Raw genomic sequence first — 16627 nt, 5'->3', positions numbered from 1 at the left:
TGCCAGGTGTCCCGGCATCAAGGGGTGGACGGGAGTCGCGGGTAGAACAGCAGGGTCATTTCGCCGCGGTCGTAGCGGGTAGCGCCGGTGGGCAAGATGGCCAGTTCACGTTTATCAGTCTGCGAGCGCACCCGCAACAGCAGGGCTACCGGCCCCGCCTGGCGCTGGCGGGCCAGCCATGGGTTGATGCCGTCCATGTCCACGGCACGGCCTTGGGCATCGGGGTAGCCCAGGCCGTATTGCGCTTCGCCGGTGACGTTGTACAGGGTGATGTCGGGGCGCCCGGTGTGCCAGGCCAGCCCCGACGCCGCCCCCAACTCGTTGCTGGCCAGGGCGTGGGCTTCACGCAGGGCATCGAGGTGCTGGGCAGTGAAGGTGTCCGGCGTTTCGCTGTCGGTGATGCTGCGCGGTACCGCTGCTGGCAGCACGGCCACCAGTGCGAGCATGGCCAGCGCCGGAGTCAGAGGGTGGCGTAACGGCCGCATCACTGCCAGGGCGTTGGCGACGGCGAATACCCCCAGCCCCAGGCTGATCAGCAGCAGGTGCAAAGGCTCATCCACGTAGAGCGGCCGGGTGAGTTGCAGGCCCGCCAGCACCAGCAGGGCAGCAGCCCCCAGCGCCAGGTTGAACAGGGCGTTGGCGCGCAGCCAGGCGCCGGCGCCCGCCCTCAGACGCTCCACCAGGGCATGGCCGATCAACAGGGCCAGGGGTAGCAGGCAGGGCATGATGTAGGTGGGCAGTTTGCCGCGGCTGAGGCTGAAGAACGCCAGTGGCAAGGCAAACCACAGCAACAGGAAGGCGATGGGCTGCGAACGTCGCTCCCGCCAGCCCTGGGCCAGGGCCTTGGGAAGCCACAGTGCCCATGGCAGGCTGCTGGCGACCAGAATGGGCAGGTAGAACCACAGGGGGCGGGCGTGCTGGGCATTGTCCGCGGCGAAGCGGCGTACGTGCTCATGCCAGAAGAAAAAGCGCCAGAAATCGGCTTCCTGCTGGTGGATGGCCAACGCCCAGGGCAGGGTCAGCAGCAGCGTGACACCGACCGCGATCAGCCCGTGGCTGACCAGTTCCGGCAGGCGACGTTGCCAGGCCATGTACGGCACGGCGACCAGTACCGGCAGCAGCAACGCCAGGAAGCCCTTGGTCATGAAGCCCAGGGCGCAAGCCGCGCCAACGAGTGCCCAGCCCACCCGCCGCTGGCGGCGGCCGGAGCTGGCCAGGGCAAACCACAGGCTGGCCAGGCTGGCATTGACCCACAGGGTGAACAAGGGGTCGAGGTTGGCGTAGCCGGCCTGGCCGGCGATCAGCCCAAAGCTCATGTACACCAGTGCGCAGCTCAGGCGCTTGTCGCTGCCCGGCCACAGGCGCCCGGCCAGGAAATAGGCCAGCAAGCCGCTGAGGCCCAGGCTGATGGCTGAGGCAATACGCACGCCGAACAGGGTCTGGCCGAACAGGGCCTGGCCCAGCGCCAGGAACCAGTAGCCGCCGGCGGGTTTTTCGAAGTAGCGCAGGCCCATGAAGTGCGGGGCTGCCCAGTGGCCGCTCGAGAGCATTTCCTGGCTGATCTGCGCATAACGGGTTTCGTCGGGAATCCATAAACCGTGGAAAGGCAACGGCACGGCATACGCCAGCACGAAGACTGCCGCAATCAACAATAGCCCATGGCGCGTAGTAGCCGCGCGCAGGACCGTGGCCGGCACGCGGTGTAACAAAGTATTCATCGTCAAAGACCCACGAAAGAGTATTACGGCGTGGTGATCAGGCACGCTGTTGTTACACAGTTATTAAGGGCGACAACTATAGAGTAATCAGTGATTGGAAATTAATGATGAAACTTCACATTACAAATTGCTCGGTGGCTGGGCCAACTTCAGGCGGGCGAGGGCCTGCGTCCATTTCTCCACGTTCATGACCCCGAGAACGGCCGCCTTGCCCTGTTCGTCCACGGTCATGAACAGTGCGCTGCTGTACTCGGCGCTGGCTGCGCGGGGGTAGCCCAGTTGCTTCTCCACATGGCCGATGCAGCCGCTGTGGGTCACCGCGACCAGGTTGCGCTGGGGCACCTTGTGGGCGATGACATTGGCCAGCAGCGAGGCGTCGCAGTCTGCCAGCCACTGTGGCGCGGGGACCGTGCGGTCGACCATGTAGAGGGCGGTCTGGGTGGTGCGGGTCAGGGGGCTGGCGAGCACGTCGGCATGGCCCATGCCCAGGCTTTTAAGGGCCTGGCCCACGGCCGCGGCGGTTTCGCCGCCCTGCCGGGTGATGCCATCGGCAGGCCCCAGGCAGGGGTTGCCGGAGCGGTCGCAGCGTTCGGCGTGCCGGACCAGCACCACCAGTTCGCCCGCCTGCCAGTGGGTCAGCAAGCCAGCCGCAAGCGCGTTGTCACCGCGGCCCAGGTCCATCGGCGAACGTGGCCACAGGCCGAACGCCCATAGCAGGCCCGCGATGATCGCCGCGGCCAGGGTGGTGGTCAGGGTCGCGCGCAGCCAGAGTGGCCGGCGCCGCGGTAGGGTGGGCGGCGAAGCGGCGGCGCTGAGGGTCTGGGCCATCGGTGATGCTCCTGCTGAACGGGGTGAACAGTGATTCACCGAGTTGAGTGCTCGATTGTTACAATGGAATGAGCACTAAGGGTGAGGAGCAAAATAAAAGGCAAGGCGTGGCAACGCGATGAAAAAGATGTAAAAAAATCGGAACGAGAAAGTGCAGGAGAAGTTGGGTTGGAGAATGTTCAGCGTTTGTTTGGGTGCCGGGTTGGAAAGTGTGTTAGCAGGAAATCTTTTGTAAGTATTTAATCAGGTCATTGCCTTTATCGGGCGCCGCAGAATCACAGGGGGCCAACAAGGCGGTCACGGTGAGCTCACAAACATGACGGGCCCGAAACAGAGGTGGGAGCCGAGCTTGCTCGCGAACGCGCCGCGCGGGCGGCGCTCTATCTCAAGTACGGCATGAACCCCATGCCATGCACGCCCTTACCCCGCCTTGCGCAAGGTAAAGTTGATGCGCTGTGGCCCCATCACCGGGTGGTGGCCTTCTTTGAGCGGCAGCACCCCGTGAAAGCGCAGGCGGTCGACACCTCCCCAGACCATCACATCGCCATGCAGCAGCGGCACCCTCAGCGCTCGATCGCTGCGCTGCAGGCCTCCCATCTGGAACATCGCTGGCAGGCCCAGGGACACGGAAACGATGGGCGCATCGAAATCGCGCTCATCGCGGTCCTGATGCAACGACATGCGCGCGCCGGGTACGTAGCGGTTGATCAGGCAGGCATCGGCCCGGAAATCGACGAAGCCGGCCTGGGCCGCCGCGGCGGCGGCAAGGCGCAGGAAACTCTGCGGCAGGCCAGGCCAGGGCAGGCCGGTCTGCGGGTCGACACCGGTGTAACGGTAGCCACGGGCGTCGGTGGTCCAGCCCAGCGGGCCGCAGTTGCTCAATGCCACCGACATGTTCTGCCCGCCTGGCGTCACCATGCGTCGAAAGGGCGCAGCCTTGAGTACCGCGCGCAAGGGTGGCAGCAAGTCGTCGATGAAGGGCAGGGCGAAGGCACGCAGCACGAAGGTCTGCGGGCCGATCTGCTCGGTTCTGGGCGGCTGATGGCTGGCCGCCTCGTCGAACAGGTCCAGGTTCATGGCGCGGGGTTACAGCGCCTTGCTGATACGAATATCGGTGATAGGGTCGGCGCCCTCGCCATGAATGGCCGCCAGGGCGGCCTTGGCTTCGTCCAGCGAGCCGGTTTCAAGGTGGGCGAAATCCCAGCGGCGTTCGCCGTTGATCTTGTAATGGATGACGTACTTGGTCACGGTGGTACCTGCAGGTAGGGTCAACTGAACTTGGAAGCCGAGCGGCGCACGATTTTGATCTTGTGGGTGAAGGCCTTGCGGTGCGCGCCCATGGCCAGCTTGGCGCCGGTGGTGTCGATGGTGATGTTCCAGAACCCGGTGCTCGGCGCAGTGATCTTGGCCGGGAAGGTATCGAACTGGCCGCCGTGGTAGGTGTGGCGCCCGCCATTCTTGAAGCTGCGGAAATTGGCGTCGCTCATCAGGCGAATATTGCAGCGCTGGGAGCATTCGATGACGACCAGGTCGTCTTCGTTGAGGTGCTCGCGCTGGTGTACGAATTTCATGCGTTTCTCCGGGATGCATCTTTTGGCAAACCAAAACGATACCATGGTCGGCCCTGCGCCGCCGTGTTTCATGCGCAGGGGCAGGAATATTTGCGACCAATTGGAGCAAATGGCCACTTGAGGTGGTCACACAGTCTTTTGCAAGGGAGTTTCGGGTATGAAATGGGCGTGGCTGGCGGTAGTGGGATTGCTGGGTGGATGTGCCAGCGTGGCGGAAATCGAAAAGAGCCCGGAGACCATGGCGGTCATTTCCGGCAAGTCGCCCCGCCAGTTCAGTGACTGCGTGGTGGGGCACCTGGCCGAGACGCGCAAGCCCTCCACGGTCGAGCCCTGGCGCGAGGGGTTCCGGGTTATCGTGCCGCAGAAGCTGTCTTCCAGCCCGGCGGCGATCATCGATATCGACAGACGCTCCAATGATGGCAGCAGCATCCGGCTTCACGAGCGCATTTCCAACGTGCCCATCCGGCCGCATGATGTGCAGCGGGCGGTCACGGCGTGTATTTCCGGGGAGTGAATGGTTGAAGGCCTGCCGTTGTGCCTTTATCGCCCTTGAGATCGCGCGCCGCCTGCGCGGCGCGCGATCTCAAGGGCGGCGAAAAGGCCAGAGGCACATACCTGGCAGGTTCTACTTGCACACCACCGTCACCGTGCGGCTCGTGTAGTTGCCGATGTCTGCCCCCAAGGTCTTGTCACTGTCCTTGGGGGCCGTGCCCGCTGTGCCGACGATGTCATAGCGGCCGCCGTCGCAGGCCTGGGCGGCTTTCTGGTAGCAGGCGTCCCACGACGCCGCGGCGCCAGAGCAGTCGATGCTCAGGCCTTGCTTGCCGTTTTTCAATACCGTGGGCGTGGCGGACGCACACCCACCCAAAGCCAGGACCGCGAAAAGTGCCAGGAGTCTGTTCATCAAAGGTTCATCATTGCAGAAAGGTGGAAGGGCGGCGACGCGAGGGTCGGCCATCCTGCCGCGGGCGCCAGGGTGCGCCATCGGGGGATGCCTGATGCTATACAAGGCGCCGGTCGGCGAACAGCCCTCGCGTGAAATTCTGCCTTGCGATGCTGGCGTCAACTGCTAAAACCATCCCCATGGGATGAAAATTGATGGCAGCATGGAACTATCTCCCCGTGGTTTTCTCTATTTCTCCATCGGTCGGCCAGTGGCAGGGCATTGTAAGGTGGCCGCCGCCTGATTAGACTGCGCCGAAACTCGTAAGCACAGCCCTTTGTAAGGACTCATATGATCAAGAAATGCTTGTTCCCAGCAGCCGGTTACGGCACTCGCTTCCTCCCAGCGACCAAAGCCATGCCCAAGGAAATGCTGCCGGTGGTCAACAAGCCACTGATCCAATACGGTGTCGAAGAGGCATTGGAAGCGGGTCTGAACCAGATCTCCATCGTCACCGGCCGCGGCAAGCGCGCGCTTGAAGACCACTTCGACATCAGCTATGAGCTGGAAAACCAGATCAAGGGCACCGACAAGGAAAAATACCTGGTCGGTATCCGCAAGCTGCTGGACGAGTGCACCTTCTCGTACACCCGCCAGACCGAAATGAAAGGCCTGGGCCACGCTATCCTCACCGGCCGCCCACTGATCGGTGACGAGCCGTTCGCCGTGGTGCTTGCCGATGACCTGTGCGTCAACCTGGAAGGTGACGGCGTGCTGGCGCAGATGGTCAAGCTGTACAACCAGTTCCGTTGCTCGATCGTTGCCATCCAGGAAGTCGACCCGTCGGAAACCAACAAGTATGGCGTGATCGCCGGCGAGATGATTCGCGACGACATCTACCGCGTCAACAGCATGGTCGAGAAGCCCAAGCCAGAAGATGCACCGTCGAACCTGGCCATCATCGGCCGCTACATCCTGACCCCGGACATCTTCGACCTGATCGAGCAGACCGAGCCAGGCAAGGGCGGCGAAATCCAGATCACCGACGCCCTGATGAAACAGGCCCAGAACGGCTGTGTGCTGGCGTACAAGTTCAAGGGCAAGCGTTTCGACTGCGGCGGCGCCGAAGGCTACATCGACGCCACCAACTTCTGCTTCGAGCACTTCTACAAGACTGGCAAGGCGTTCTAAGCCCAGCCCTGTCGCTGTACCCGAACACGCCGCGGCTCAGCCCGCGGCGTTTTCGTTTTCGCTTTGTGCCACAGCCGGCTGCGGTATATTGGCCGTCTGCCAAGGAGACCTGACATGGCCCACGATTTTGATCTGTTTGTAATAGGCGCCGGTTCCGGCGGTGTTCGCGCGGCGCGGTTTGCCGCTGGTTTTGGTGCCAAGGTAGCGGTGGCCGAGAGCCGCTACCTGGGCGGTACCTGCGTCAACGTCGGCTGTGTACCGAAGAAACTGCTGGTGTACGGCGCCCATTTCGCCGAAGACTTCGAGCAGGCCAAGGGGTTTGGCTGGACCCTGGGTGACGCCGATTTCAACTGGCAGACGCTGATCGCCAACAAGAACCGCGAAATCCAGCGCCTCAACGGTATCTACCGCAACCTGCTGGTCAACAGCGGCGTCACGCTGCTCGAAGGCCATGCCCGTATCGTCGATGCCCACCACGTGGAGGTCGACGGCCAGCGTTTCAGCACCGAGCGGATCCTCATTGCCACCGGTGGCTGGCCGCAAGTGCCGGATATTCCGGGGCGTGAGCATGCCATCAGCTCCAACGAGGCGTTCTTCCTGCCACAGTTGCCCAAGCGCGTGCTGGTAGTGGGTGGCGGCTATATCGCCGTCGAATTCGCCGGCATTTTCCATGGCCTGGGTGCGGAGACCACCTTGTTGTACCGCCGTGATCTGTTTCTGCGCGGCTTCGACCGTTCGGTGCGTGAGCACCTGAGCGAAGAACTGACCAAGCGTGGCCTGAACCTGCAGTTCAACAGTGACATCGCGCGCATCGACAAGCAGGCCGATGGCAGCCTGCTGGCCACACTCAAGGATGGGCGCGTGCTGGAAGCCGACTGTGTGTTCTACGCCACCGGCCGCCGGCCGATGCTGGATAACCTGGGGCTGGAAAACGTCTCGGTGAAGCTGGACGACAAGGGCTTCATTGCCGTGGACGAACTGTTCCAGACCAGCGAGCCGTCGATCCTGGCCCTGGGCGATGTGATCGGCCGCGTGCAACTGACCCCCGTGGCCTTGGCCGAAGGCATGGCCGTGGCGCGCCGCCTGTTCAAGCCTGAGCAATACCGCCCGGTGGACTACGCCCATATCCCTACGGCGGTGTTCAGCCTGCCGAACATCGGTACCGTGGGGCTCACGGAAGAGCAGGCACGGGAGCAGGGCTTCGACGTGCAGGTGTTCGAGAGCCGTTTCCGGCCCATGAAGCTGACGCTTACCGAGTGCCAGGAACGCACGCTGATGAAGCTGGTGGTCGATGCCGCCAGCGACCGCGTGCTGGGCTGCCATATGGTGGGCCCCGAGGCGGGCGAGATCATCCAGGGCCTGGCCGTGGCGATCAAGGCCGGTGCGACCAAGCAGGTATTCGACGAGACCATCGGCGTGCACCCCACGGCGGCCGAAGAATTCGTGACCATGCGTACGCCCGTGGCAACATAATGAATTGATACGTATTGGGATGTATCAACTGGTATTTCCAACAGTATCGGTGGATCCATCCCTACGGTATCGCCCTGGCCCTGTCGAGCTGTATTTGCGTTTTGTTACATCTTTGAAAGTGCCGCTTTTGAGCCTTTGTTGTGGGGCGGCGGGCATTTTCCGATAGCGCCAACGCTACCTTCCTACAGGCAGGGTCACCCCTGCCGGCATTTATTTTTGGTTTCCCGATTACATACTGCCGCCGCGCAATGAAGCGCAGGGCAATGGCACCACCGGTGCACTGCCTGCCAACGTATCCACGGGAAACTGAACGCATGAAAACCCAACGCGCAACACTGATTGTCGGCCTTTGCTCCCTGCTGGCCTTGCCAGCTGCCATGGCCGCTGATGGCCAGATCGACTTCGTCGGTGAAATCAAGGGCACTACGTGTGAAATCAACGGCGGCACGCCCGACTTCCAGGTAGACCTGCCCTCCGTGACCTTGACCGCCTTGTCTGCCCCCGGCCAAGGTGCCGGCCGTACACCATTCGACATCCGGCTGAGCAATTGCACGCCCGACAGTGGCCGGGTCATGACCTATTTCGAGCCGGGCCCTACCGTCAATCCCCTGACGGGGCGCCTGCTTATCGATGGCGGTGTTGATCAGGCCACCGAGGTGGAGGTGGGCCTGCTCAACGTCCGTCACGAGCCGATGGACGTCAGCAAAGGCGCCGGTGAGCAGAATTCCCAGGCCGTCGACCTGGTGGACGGCAACGCCCGACTGGATTACTTCGCTGAATACGTCGCGGTCGGCGCCGTCACCCCGGGTCAAGTCCAGACCCGCATTCTCTACTCCATCGTGCACCCCTGACGTGCTCGCGAGGCCGGCCGCTGCGCCGGCCTTCGCGCCTTCCTGCGCCTGAAGGGAATCATTGCGATGCTCAAATCATTTCTGGTTTCGCTGGCAGCCTTGCTGCTGGCAGGGACTGCCCATGCCAGTGTGGTCATCGGGACCACGCGGGTGATCTACCCGGCCGGCGCCGCCGAGGTGACCGTGCAGGTATTGAACCGCGACCCCACGCCGGCTTTGCTGCAGGTATGGCTGGATGACGGTGACGCCGCGGCCGACCCTCAGGCCATCCAGGTACCATTTCTGGTCAGCCCCGCCATGTTCCGCGTGGAGGCCGACAAGGGCCAGGCCCTGCGCATCATGCACACCGGTGAGCCATTGGCCAGCGACCGCGAGAGCCTGTTCTGGCTCAACATGCTGCAGATACCGCCGCGTGCCGAGGTACCTGCCAACCAGTTGCAAATGGCCATTCGCACGCGGATCAAGCTGATGTATCGCCCCCAGGGCCTGCCTGGCAAGGTCGCCGAAGCGCCCGCCGGCGTTCGCTGGCGCCTGGTGAGCGAGGGGGGCCGGCAGGTTCTGCTCGCTGACAACCCAAGCCCTTACGTGGTCAATCTGGGTGAGGTGAACCTGGTGTCGGGCGGGCGTGCGCTGCAAGCCGGTGCCGGGCATGTGCTGCCCTTTGCCCAGGCGCGTTTTTTTCCGGATGGCACCGCCTCCATGGGGGCCAATGCTTCTGTCCGGTACATTGCCCTCGACGATTATGGTGCCGGGCGGCCGGGTGAGGCCCAAGTGGGTATGCTATGAGCCGCTTGCCGGCGCGTGCGGTCGCCGTTGCTGCCTGTACCGCCATTCAGGGAGCCTTGGCGATGGAGCCCCGGGTTGAATTCGAGCCGCGTTTCCTGCGTCCAGGGGCTTCCGGCGACGTGGACCTGAGTGCCTTCTCCCTGCCGGCACAGGCGTTGCCGGGCGAGTATTGGCTGGACACCCAGGTCAACGGCCGTGCGCTGGGGCGCCTGTTGATCCCCTATCGCCGCGATGAGCGGGATGGGCGGGCTCACGCCTGTTTCGACCTGCCACTGCTCAAGCGTCTGGGCGTGGATATCAGCCGCCTGGCCAGTGCCGATGAATCCTGCCGTTGGCTGCCCGAGTGGGTCGCCGAGGCAGACCAGCAACTGGACCTGGCCGAACAGCGCCTGGCGTTGCAGGTGCCCCAGGCATGGCTGGCTCGTGAGGCCCGCGACCAGGTACCGGTCGAGCGCTGGGAGGCAGGTGTCAGCAGTGCGTTCGCAGGTTATGACCTGTCGTTTTTCGATGTCGACAGCCCCCAGGGTGGCGCCCGCACACAAGGCTACGCGGGCCTGTCCAGTGGGGTGAACCTGGGGGCCTGGCAATGGCGCCACCAGGGGGCATTGTCCAGCAACGGCGGTTACCAGGTGCTTGGCCATTACCTGCAGCGCGAGGTCGCGCCCTTGGGCGCTCAACTGCGCATTGGCCAATTGAACACCCAGGGTGAGTTATTCGAGTCCGTGCAGATGCGAGGGGCCTCGCTGTTCAGCGATGATCGGATGTTGCCCGCTTCCCAGCGTGGTTTCGCACCGGTGGTGCGGGGGGTAGCGCGCAGCAACGCACGCGTGGCGATCCGCCAGGGCGAGCGCCTGTTGCGCGAAACCGTGGTGCCGCCCGGCCCCTACGTGATCGATGACCTGTACGCAGCCACGGTGGGCGGTGACCTGCAGGTGACAGTGACCGAGGCTGACGGTAGTGAGCAGCGTTTTACCGTGACCAATGCCGCCGCGCCGCTGGCCTTGCGCAGCGGCCAATCGCGCTTCAGCCTGGGGCTGGGGCAACAGCTGGGCCACCAGCAGGAGAACGCGCCGTGGTTCGCCCAGGGTGCCTGGCAGCAGGGCTTCAACGACACCTTGACGGGCTATTCCGGCGCTATCCTGGCCGCCGATTACCAACAGGCGCTGCTCGGTGCGGCGCTCAACACACCCATGGGGGCCATGGGTCTGGATGTGGCTCAGGCCCGAGCCCGCGACGACCAGGGCCATCGGGCGCGGCTGTCCTGGGGCCATTTGCTGGCCGACAGTGACACCCGCCTGGGGCTCAGTGTGCAGCATGCCTTCAGCCCGGGTTATCAGTCGCTGGCGCAGGCTGGCCGCGCGCAGGGCAAAGGCGCAGACGCTCACTGGCGTGAACGTACGCGGGCCACCCTGAACCTGAATCAGCCGCTGGGCAGTGCCTGGGGCCAGCTCAATGTCAGCGCCTGGCGGTCCAGCGGCTGGGAGCAGAGCAGCGACTTCCAGGGGTATTCCTTGAGTTACGCCCACCGGTTCGCCGACCTCGGTTATGCGCTGAGCGCCAGCCGGGAGCGCGACGCCCACGGGCGTGACAGCACCCTGTTGCAGTTGAGCATGAACATGCCCCTGGGTGGGTCGCGTGGCAGCCTCACGAGTGGGCTGTCCCATAGCCCCCGCCTCAGCCAAGGGCAAGTGGGTTACCGCAACACGCACGGGCCGTTCAACTACGGCGCCAGCGTCAGCGCCAGCCAGCCCGGTGACAACGGCTACCTCAACGCCTACGCCGGCTGGCGGGAACCCTACGGCGAATACAACGTAGCTGCTGGGCAGGGGGCGGGCAGCCGTCAACTCTCGGCCAGTGCGCGCGGCGCGGTGGTTGCCCACGGCGGGGGAGTGACCCTGGCCCAACCTCTGGGTGAAACCTTCGGCATCGTCCAGGTGCCCGAGGCCAAGGGCGCTCGGCTGGTCAATGGCAGCGAGCTGCGGGTCGACGGCCGCGGGTTCGCCATCGTTCCCAACCTCATGCCCTACCAGGTCAACCGGGTGGACATCGATCCGCTGGGCTTGCCGCTGTCGGTGGAACTGGCCACCAACAGTCAGGAAGTGGTGCCGCGCGCCGGCGCCGTGACATTGCTGCGCTATCCCACCCAGTCGGGGCGTACGGCGCTGATTCACCTGCGCCTTGCCGATGGGCGGCTGTTGCCGTTCGGTGCGCAGGTGGCCGGTACCGACGGCGTGGCCCTGGGCGTGGTGGGCCAGGGTAGCCGGGTGCTGGCGCGCGGCCTGAAAGCCCAGGGGCAGTTGCGCCTGCAGTGGGGCGAGCGCGGTGAACACCAGTGCGCCGCCGATTACGCTTTGGGCAGGGCAACAGAAGCGCTGGAGGTGATCAGCGTGATGTGTGAGCAGACCATGGAGGAGGCGACATGAAACAGACCAAGGGCTGGGCGCTGGCGTGCCTGGTGGCGGCCAGTGGCCCGCTGCACGCGGCGTGCCAGTATTACGACGGGCAGGGTCCGGTGGTGGCCTTGGCCACCCTGGACTCCCCGATCGTGGTCTCCGCGCTGCTTCCGGTAGGGGCTACACTGAGCTCCCGCGTCTTCAGCGGCGGGTCCACGGGGTTGGCGTGCACCCGGGACACAGAGCTTGATACAGGCTGGGTTCACGCGCCGGCGGCAGGCGCGGGAACGACCGAGCTGGAGGGCGTATACGCCACCAGCGTGCCTGGCGTAGGCATCCGGATCCGCGACCAGGGAACGGACGAGGCGTATCACTGGCCGCGTCGGCGAACGCCGCTCGCCGCAGATCATTACACCCCTAGGGCAAGTTACCGGGTCGAATTGATCAAGACCGGCCACGTGGTCGAAGGGAGTCTGCGCTTGCCTGTGGAGGCGGTATCGCAGCAGTACGGGGAGCTGGAACCTACCCGCCTGCGGTTCTTGTCGCCAGAGGTCGAGGTCATGCTCGACAAACCAACGTGCGACGTCGCCTCGGACGCTCATGTGATGGAGGTGAACCTGGGCGAGCATCATCCCAGGGATTTCGGTGGAATGGGCAGCGGGACTGTCCCGCAGCCGTTCAGCTTGCGCCTGGCCTGCCAGGGTGGGCAAGGCGGGGACCCGCTCTTCGTGCACGTGACCCTGACCGACGCCACCGACCCCGGCAACCGTGGAGACGTGCTCAATCTGCGCAGCAGCGCTACCGCCACCGGGTTGGGCGTCCAGGTGCTGCGCCCCAATGGCCAGCCCGTGTCCTACGGCGCCGACTCACCCGTGGTCGGCAACCAGGGGCAGTTTCAGGCCGGTTCGGTCGTGTACGGCGAAGCGGTGTTCACGGTGCCGCTGCGGGCCCGTTACGTGCAGACGGGCCGTGTAGTCACCCCGGGGTCCGCGGGGGCCCTCGCAACCTTCACATTCGCGTACAACTGATCTTCATGCAATTCTTCTATATATTAGGCACGCTGATAGGCAAAACCAATCATGCAGATCAGCTTTGCCAATGAGCGTTCAGCGGCTCATGTGTCTAGTATGAGCCTCACAACGTTTTTCACCCGTTCGACAACCCATGGAGATTTACCGATGCCGATCATCAACAGCCAAGTCAAACCTTTCAAAGCCCAGGCTTACCACGGCGGCAAGTTCGTTGAAGTCACCGAAGCCGACCTGAAAGGCAAATGGTCTGTCGTATTCTTTTACCCAGCCGACTTCACCTTCGTCTGCCCAACCGAACTGGGCGACCTGGCTGACAACTATGCTCAGTTCAAAGACCTGGGCGTTGAGATCTACGGCGTGTCGACTGACACCCACTTTACCCACAAAGCCTGGCACGACACCTCGGAAACCATCGGCAAGATCCAGTACCCGCTGATCGGTGACCCGACCCACGCCATTTCGCGCAACTTCGACGTGCTGATCGAAGAAGCCGGTATCGCTGACCGCGGCACCTTCGTGATCAACCCGGAAGGCCAGATCAAGATCGTCGAACTGAACGACGGTGGTGTTGGCCGTGACGCTTCCGAGCTGCTGCGCAAGGTCAAGGCTGCTCAGTACGTTGCTGCCCACCCGGGCGAAGTCTGCCCAGCCAAGTGGAAAGAAGGCGAAGCCACCCTGGCTCCTTCCCTGGACCTGGTCGGCAAGATCTGAGTCCCCATGGCGATGATCAGCTGCATCATCCCATAGCTTCATCATCGCCCTGAACACGCCCGGGCGAATTCGCCCGGGCGTCGTTTTTTATACTGTCTGAAAAAGGAATCGCCCGCATGTTGGACGCCAATCTTAAAGCCCAGTTGAAGTCGTACCTGGAACGGGTCACCCAACCGATCGAGATCGTCGCCTCCCTCGATGACGGCGCGAAGTCCCAGGAATTGCTGAGCCTGCTGCGTGACATCCAGACGTTGTCGGACAAGATCACGCTGCTGGACAACGGGAATGACGCACGCAAGCCGTCGTTCTCCATCAACCGCCCTGGCGCGGATATCAGCCTGCGTTTCGCCGGCATCCCCATGGGCCACGAGTTCACCTCCCTGGTACTGGCACTGCTGCAAGTCGGTGGCCACCCTTCCAAGGCGAGCGCCGAAGTGATCGAACAGATCGCCGGGCTCAAGGGTGAATTCAATTTTGAAACCTACTTCTCGCTGTCGTGCCAGAACTGCCCGGACGTGGTCCAGGCGCTGAATCTGATGGCGGTGCTGAACCCCAACGTGCGCCATGTGGCCATCGACGGCGCGCTGTTCCAGGCTGAAGTCGACGCCCGCCAGGTGATGGCCGTGCCTAGCCTGTACCTCAATGGCGAAGTGTTCGGCCAAGGCCGCATGGGCCTGGAAGAGATCCTCGCCAAGATTGACACCAGTGCCGGTGACAAGGCGGCCGAGAAACTCAACGCCAAGGACGCCTTCGACGTGCTGGTGGTCGGGGGTGGCCCAGCCGGTTCGGCCGCGGCTATCTACGCTGCCCGCAAAGGCATCCGTACCGGCGTCGCCGCCGAGCGCTTTGGCGGCCAGGTGCTGGACACCATGGCCATCGAGAACTTCATCTCGGTGCAGCACACCGAAGGCCCGAAACTGGCCGTTGCCCTGGAAGAGCACGTCAAGGAATACGACGTCGACATCATGAACCTGCAGCGTGCCGAAGCGCTGATCCCGGGCAAGGATGGGCAACTGCACGAAGTGCGCTTCGCCAGCGGCGCGAGCCTGAAGGCCAAGACCGTGATCCTGGCTACCGGTGCGCGCTGGCGCGAAATGAACGTGCCGGGCGAGAAGGAATACCGCAACCGTGGCGTGGCGTACTGCCCGCACTGCGATGGCCCGCTGTTCAAGGGCAAGCGTGTGGCGGTGATCGGCGGCGGCAACTCTGGTGTCGAGGCGGCCATCGACCTGGCCGGTATTGTTGCCCACGTGACCCTGCTGGAGTTCGACAGCCAGTTGCGTGCCGACGCGGTGTTGCAGCGCAAGCTGCACAGCCTGCCGAACGTCACGGTCATCACCAGCGCCCTGACCACCGAAGTGACCGGCGACGGCCAGAAGGTCAACGGCCTGCGTTACAAGGACCGCCAGACCAGCGAAGTGCACACCGTGGACCTGGAAGGCATCTTCGTGCAGATCGGCCTGCTGCCCAACACTGACTGGCTCAAGGGTACCATCGAGCTGTCCCAGCGTGGCGAGATCATGGTCGATGCCCGCGGTGAAACCGACCTGCCGGGTATCTTCGCGGCAGGCGACGTGACGACCGTGCCGTTCAAGCAGATCGTCATCGCCGTGGGCGAGGGCGCCAAGGCTTCCCTGGCGGCCTTCGACCACCTGATCCGCACCTCCGCGCCGGCCTGATCACCCGGCACCTGCGAAAAAGCCCGCTGGCCTCATGAAGGTCAGCGGGCTTTTTTGTGGCAACGAGGGGGTGTCAGAAATTCGGCTGAATGATCTCTACCCAATATTCGTCCGGGTCCTTGATGAACGCGATGTTCTTCATGCGGCCATCGGTCAGGCGCTTCTGGAAGTTAACGCCCAGGGCTTCGAAACGCTCGCACGCGGCCTGGATGTCGGGTACCGACACGCAGATGTGGCCAAAACCGCGCGGGTCGGTATTGCCATTGTGGTAGGCGAAATCGGCATCGTGTTCGGTGCCGTGGTTGTGGGTCAGCTCCAGAATGCCCGGAATCGACTTCATCCAGGTGTGGCGTTCGGCGTCGTCACTCGGGATCTGCGCTTTGTCCACCAGCGCCAGGAAGTACAGGCTGAACTGGGCTTCAGGGAAGTCACGCTTTTCCACCAGGCTGAAACCCAGCACACGGGTATAGAAGTCCAGCGATTGCTCGATGTTCTTCACCCGCAGCATGGTGTGGTTGAAGACAAACTGCTGGGTGGCGGCATCAGGCTCGGCGGTCACGCCGGGGAAGGTATTCAGTTCATGCAGGCTCATGGGAACTCCGAACAGGAAAGATAGAAGGCGATGAAACGACCAAGTCGTTCCAGCACAATGGGATAAGAGTTCTTGTTAAGGCCTGCCATGATACGCAACTGTGTCGCTCAGGCCAAATGCGCGGGCAATAAACACAAATCGCGGGCAATAAGAAGCCCGCCGAAGCGGGCATTGGGGCGCTAGTCCATTAGCAGATTCCATCCTGTAAGATTCGATGTGAAAATCCTGTGAAAAAAAATCGACCTTACTCGCCGTTTGTCAACGACGGACCCAGCTTTCCACCGTCGCGGGCCCGTACTGCTGTTTCCAGGCCTTGAGGCCGCGGTGGTTGCCGCCCTTCGTTTCGATCAGCTCGCCGGTGTGCGGGTTCTCGTAGACCTTGACCGTACGCGGACGGCGATGCTGGCGCGGCGGGTTGAAGGCCGCGCGCTGCAGCCCCTGAGCAGGGTCGAGAATGGCGACGATATCGCGCAGGCCCTTGCCATACTGTTTCATCAGCTCCTGCAATTTCTGCTCGAACTCGATTTCCTTTTTCAGGCCTGTATCGTTCTTCAGGGCTTCCAGTTGGGCAAGCTGCAGCTGAAGTGCCTTTTCGGCGGCACGGAACTCGGCGAGTCTGGACAATGGCGTTCTCCAATCTTTTATTCATGAGCGTATCGGCCACGCGCCCGCATCGGCGGGAGGGCCGGGGCGCAGGGCAATGAAGTTGCGGGCACATCGTGAGGGCTACGGTGTGAAAGAGTAGTAGGCCTTGGTGGGGAAGTAAATGGTAATGCCTATGGACTTGTCAACTGTCACGGATGTTCGCGTTATTCATTGCTGTTTAATTGTAGGAAATAAAGGTTGGTAATTTCCGATAACTTTGTAAGAACTTTCTGGCGGTACTACAAGTTCTGCCTAAGTATTAATCAGTTGGTGCA

Annotated in this window: 17 protein-coding genes; 9 read left to right on the top strand and 8 right to left on the bottom strand. The window is 63.1% G+C overall.

Annotation, left to right across the window (positions count from 1 at the left end; genetic code table 11):
- Nucleotides 1-17 precede the first annotated feature (17 nt).
- The 5 genes from arnT to QBK88_RS09085 form a co-directional block, all read right to left on the bottom strand.
- A complete protein-coding gene (arnT, locus tag QBK88_RS09105) occupies nt 18-1718 on the bottom strand; it encodes a lipid IV(A) 4-amino-4-deoxy-L-arabinosyltransferase (protein WP_277961807.1) in 1701 nt (566 codons plus the stop codon).
- Between the two features lie 120 nt (nt 1719-1838).
- A complete protein-coding gene (locus QBK88_RS09100) occupies nt 1839-2546 on the bottom strand; it encodes a lipopolysaccharide core heptose(II)-phosphate phosphatase PmrG (RefSeq protein ID WP_277961806.1) in 708 nt (235 codons plus the stop codon).
- A 420-nt stretch (nt 2547-2966) separates the two neighbouring features.
- Nucleotides 2967-3623 carry a DNA oxidative demethylase AlkB gene (gene alkB / locus QBK88_RS09095; RefSeq protein WP_277961805.1) on the bottom strand — a complete coding sequence of 219 codons (657 nt, stop codon included), beginning with the start codon at nt 3621-3623 and terminating at the stop codon, nt 2967-2969.
- 9 nt (nt 3624-3632) lie between these two features.
- The gene (locus QBK88_RS09090) at nt 3633-3794 is read right to left on the bottom strand and encodes a hypothetical protein (RefSeq protein ID WP_277961804.1); all 162 of its coding nucleotides are present in this window, start codon (nt 3792-3794) and stop codon (nt 3633-3635) included.
- A gap of 20 nt (nt 3795-3814) precedes the next feature.
- A complete protein-coding gene (locus QBK88_RS09085; protein ID WP_027977603.1) occupies nt 3815-4117 on the bottom strand; it encodes a DUF1883 domain-containing protein in 303 nt (100 codons plus the stop codon).
- 157 nt (nt 4118-4274) lie between these two features.
- On the opposite strand from QBK88_RS09085, the gene QBK88_RS09080 reads away from it, so the two are divergent.
- A complete protein-coding gene (locus QBK88_RS09080; protein ID WP_268142737.1) occupies nt 4275-4631 on the top strand; it encodes a hypothetical protein in 357 nt (118 codons plus the stop codon).
- 111 nt (nt 4632-4742) lie between these two features.
- Here the strand turns inward: QBK88_RS09080 and QBK88_RS09075 are convergent, their stop codons facing one another.
- The gene (locus QBK88_RS09075) at nt 4743-5021 is read right to left on the bottom strand and encodes a hypothetical protein (protein WP_268142735.1); all 279 of its coding nucleotides are present in this window, start codon (nt 5019-5021) and stop codon (nt 4743-4745) included.
- Between the two features lie 330 nt (nt 5022-5351).
- Here QBK88_RS09075 and galU point away from each other — a divergent pair, with 330 nt between their 5' ends.
- The 8 genes from galU (at nt 5352) to ahpF (ending at nt 15115) form a co-directional block, all read left to right on the top strand.
- Nucleotides 5352-6191 (top strand): UTP--glucose-1-phosphate uridylyltransferase GalU, encoded by an 840-nt coding sequence (galU, locus tag QBK88_RS09070; protein ID WP_277961803.1) that lies wholly within the window; start codon nt 5352-5354, stop codon nt 6189-6191.
- A gap of 114 nt (nt 6192-6305) precedes the next feature.
- Nucleotides 6306-7664 carry a glutathione-disulfide reductase gene (gene gorA, locus QBK88_RS09065; protein WP_277961802.1) on the top strand — a complete coding sequence of 453 codons (1359 nt, stop codon included), beginning with the start codon at nt 6306-6308 and terminating at the stop codon, nt 7662-7664.
- A 314-nt stretch (nt 7665-7978) separates the two neighbouring features.
- Nucleotides 7979-8515: a fimbrial protein gene (locus QBK88_RS09060; protein WP_277961801.1), complete on the top strand. Its 537-nt coding sequence runs from the start codon at nt 7979-7981 to the stop codon at nt 8513-8515.
- Between the two features lie 66 nt (nt 8516-8581).
- Nucleotides 8582-9301, top strand: a complete 720-nt coding sequence (locus tag QBK88_RS09055; RefSeq protein ID WP_277961800.1) for a fimbria/pilus periplasmic chaperone — start codon at nt 8582-8584, stop codon at nt 9299-9301.
- Nucleotides 9298-11724, top strand: a complete 2427-nt coding sequence (locus QBK88_RS09050; RefSeq protein ID WP_277961799.1) for a fimbria/pilus outer membrane usher protein — start codon at nt 9298-9300, stop codon at nt 11722-11724. The genes QBK88_RS09055 and QBK88_RS09050 overlap by 4 nt, the downstream gene beginning before the upstream one ends.
- The gene (locus tag QBK88_RS09045) at nt 11721-12722 is read left to right on the top strand and encodes a fimbrial protein (protein WP_277961798.1); all 1002 of its coding nucleotides are present in this window, start codon (nt 11721-11723) and stop codon (nt 12720-12722) included. Before QBK88_RS09050 ends, QBK88_RS09045 begins: the two co-directional genes overlap by 4 nt.
- A 150-nt stretch (nt 12723-12872) precedes the next feature.
- Entirely contained in the window at nt 12873-13436 is a 564-nt protein-coding gene (ahpC, locus tag QBK88_RS09040) for an alkyl hydroperoxide reductase subunit C (protein WP_277961797.1), read from the top strand.
- 116 nt (nt 13437-13552) lie between these two features.
- Complete coding sequence (ahpF, locus tag QBK88_RS09035) at nt 13553-15115, top strand: alkyl hydroperoxide reductase subunit F (RefSeq protein WP_277961796.1); 1563 nt, start codon at nt 13553-13555, stop codon at nt 15113-15115.
- Nucleotides 15116-15188: 73 nt separating this feature from the next.
- On the opposite strand, the gene gloA is transcribed toward ahpF, so the two are convergent.
- Both gloA and QBK88_RS09025 read right to left on the bottom strand, forming a co-directional pair.
- Nucleotides 15189-15707, bottom strand: a complete 519-nt coding sequence (gloA, locus tag QBK88_RS09030) for a lactoylglutathione lyase (protein ID WP_277961795.1) — start codon at nt 15705-15707, stop codon at nt 15189-15191.
- A gap of 258 nt (nt 15708-15965) precedes the next feature.
- Entirely contained in the window at nt 15966-16331 is a 366-nt protein-coding gene (locus QBK88_RS09025) for a histone-like nucleoid-structuring protein, MvaT/MvaU family (RefSeq protein ID WP_277961794.1), read from the bottom strand.
- Nucleotides 16332-16627: the final 296 nt, after the last annotated feature.

The sequence above is a fragment of the Pseudomonas sp. RIT-To-2 genome (assembly GCF_029623465.1).
Taxonomy (GTDB): domain Bacteria; phylum Pseudomonadota; class Gammaproteobacteria; order Pseudomonadales; family Pseudomonadaceae; genus Aquipseudomonas; species Aquipseudomonas silvicola.
This window is presented reverse-complemented; position numbering and strand designations above follow the sequence as displayed.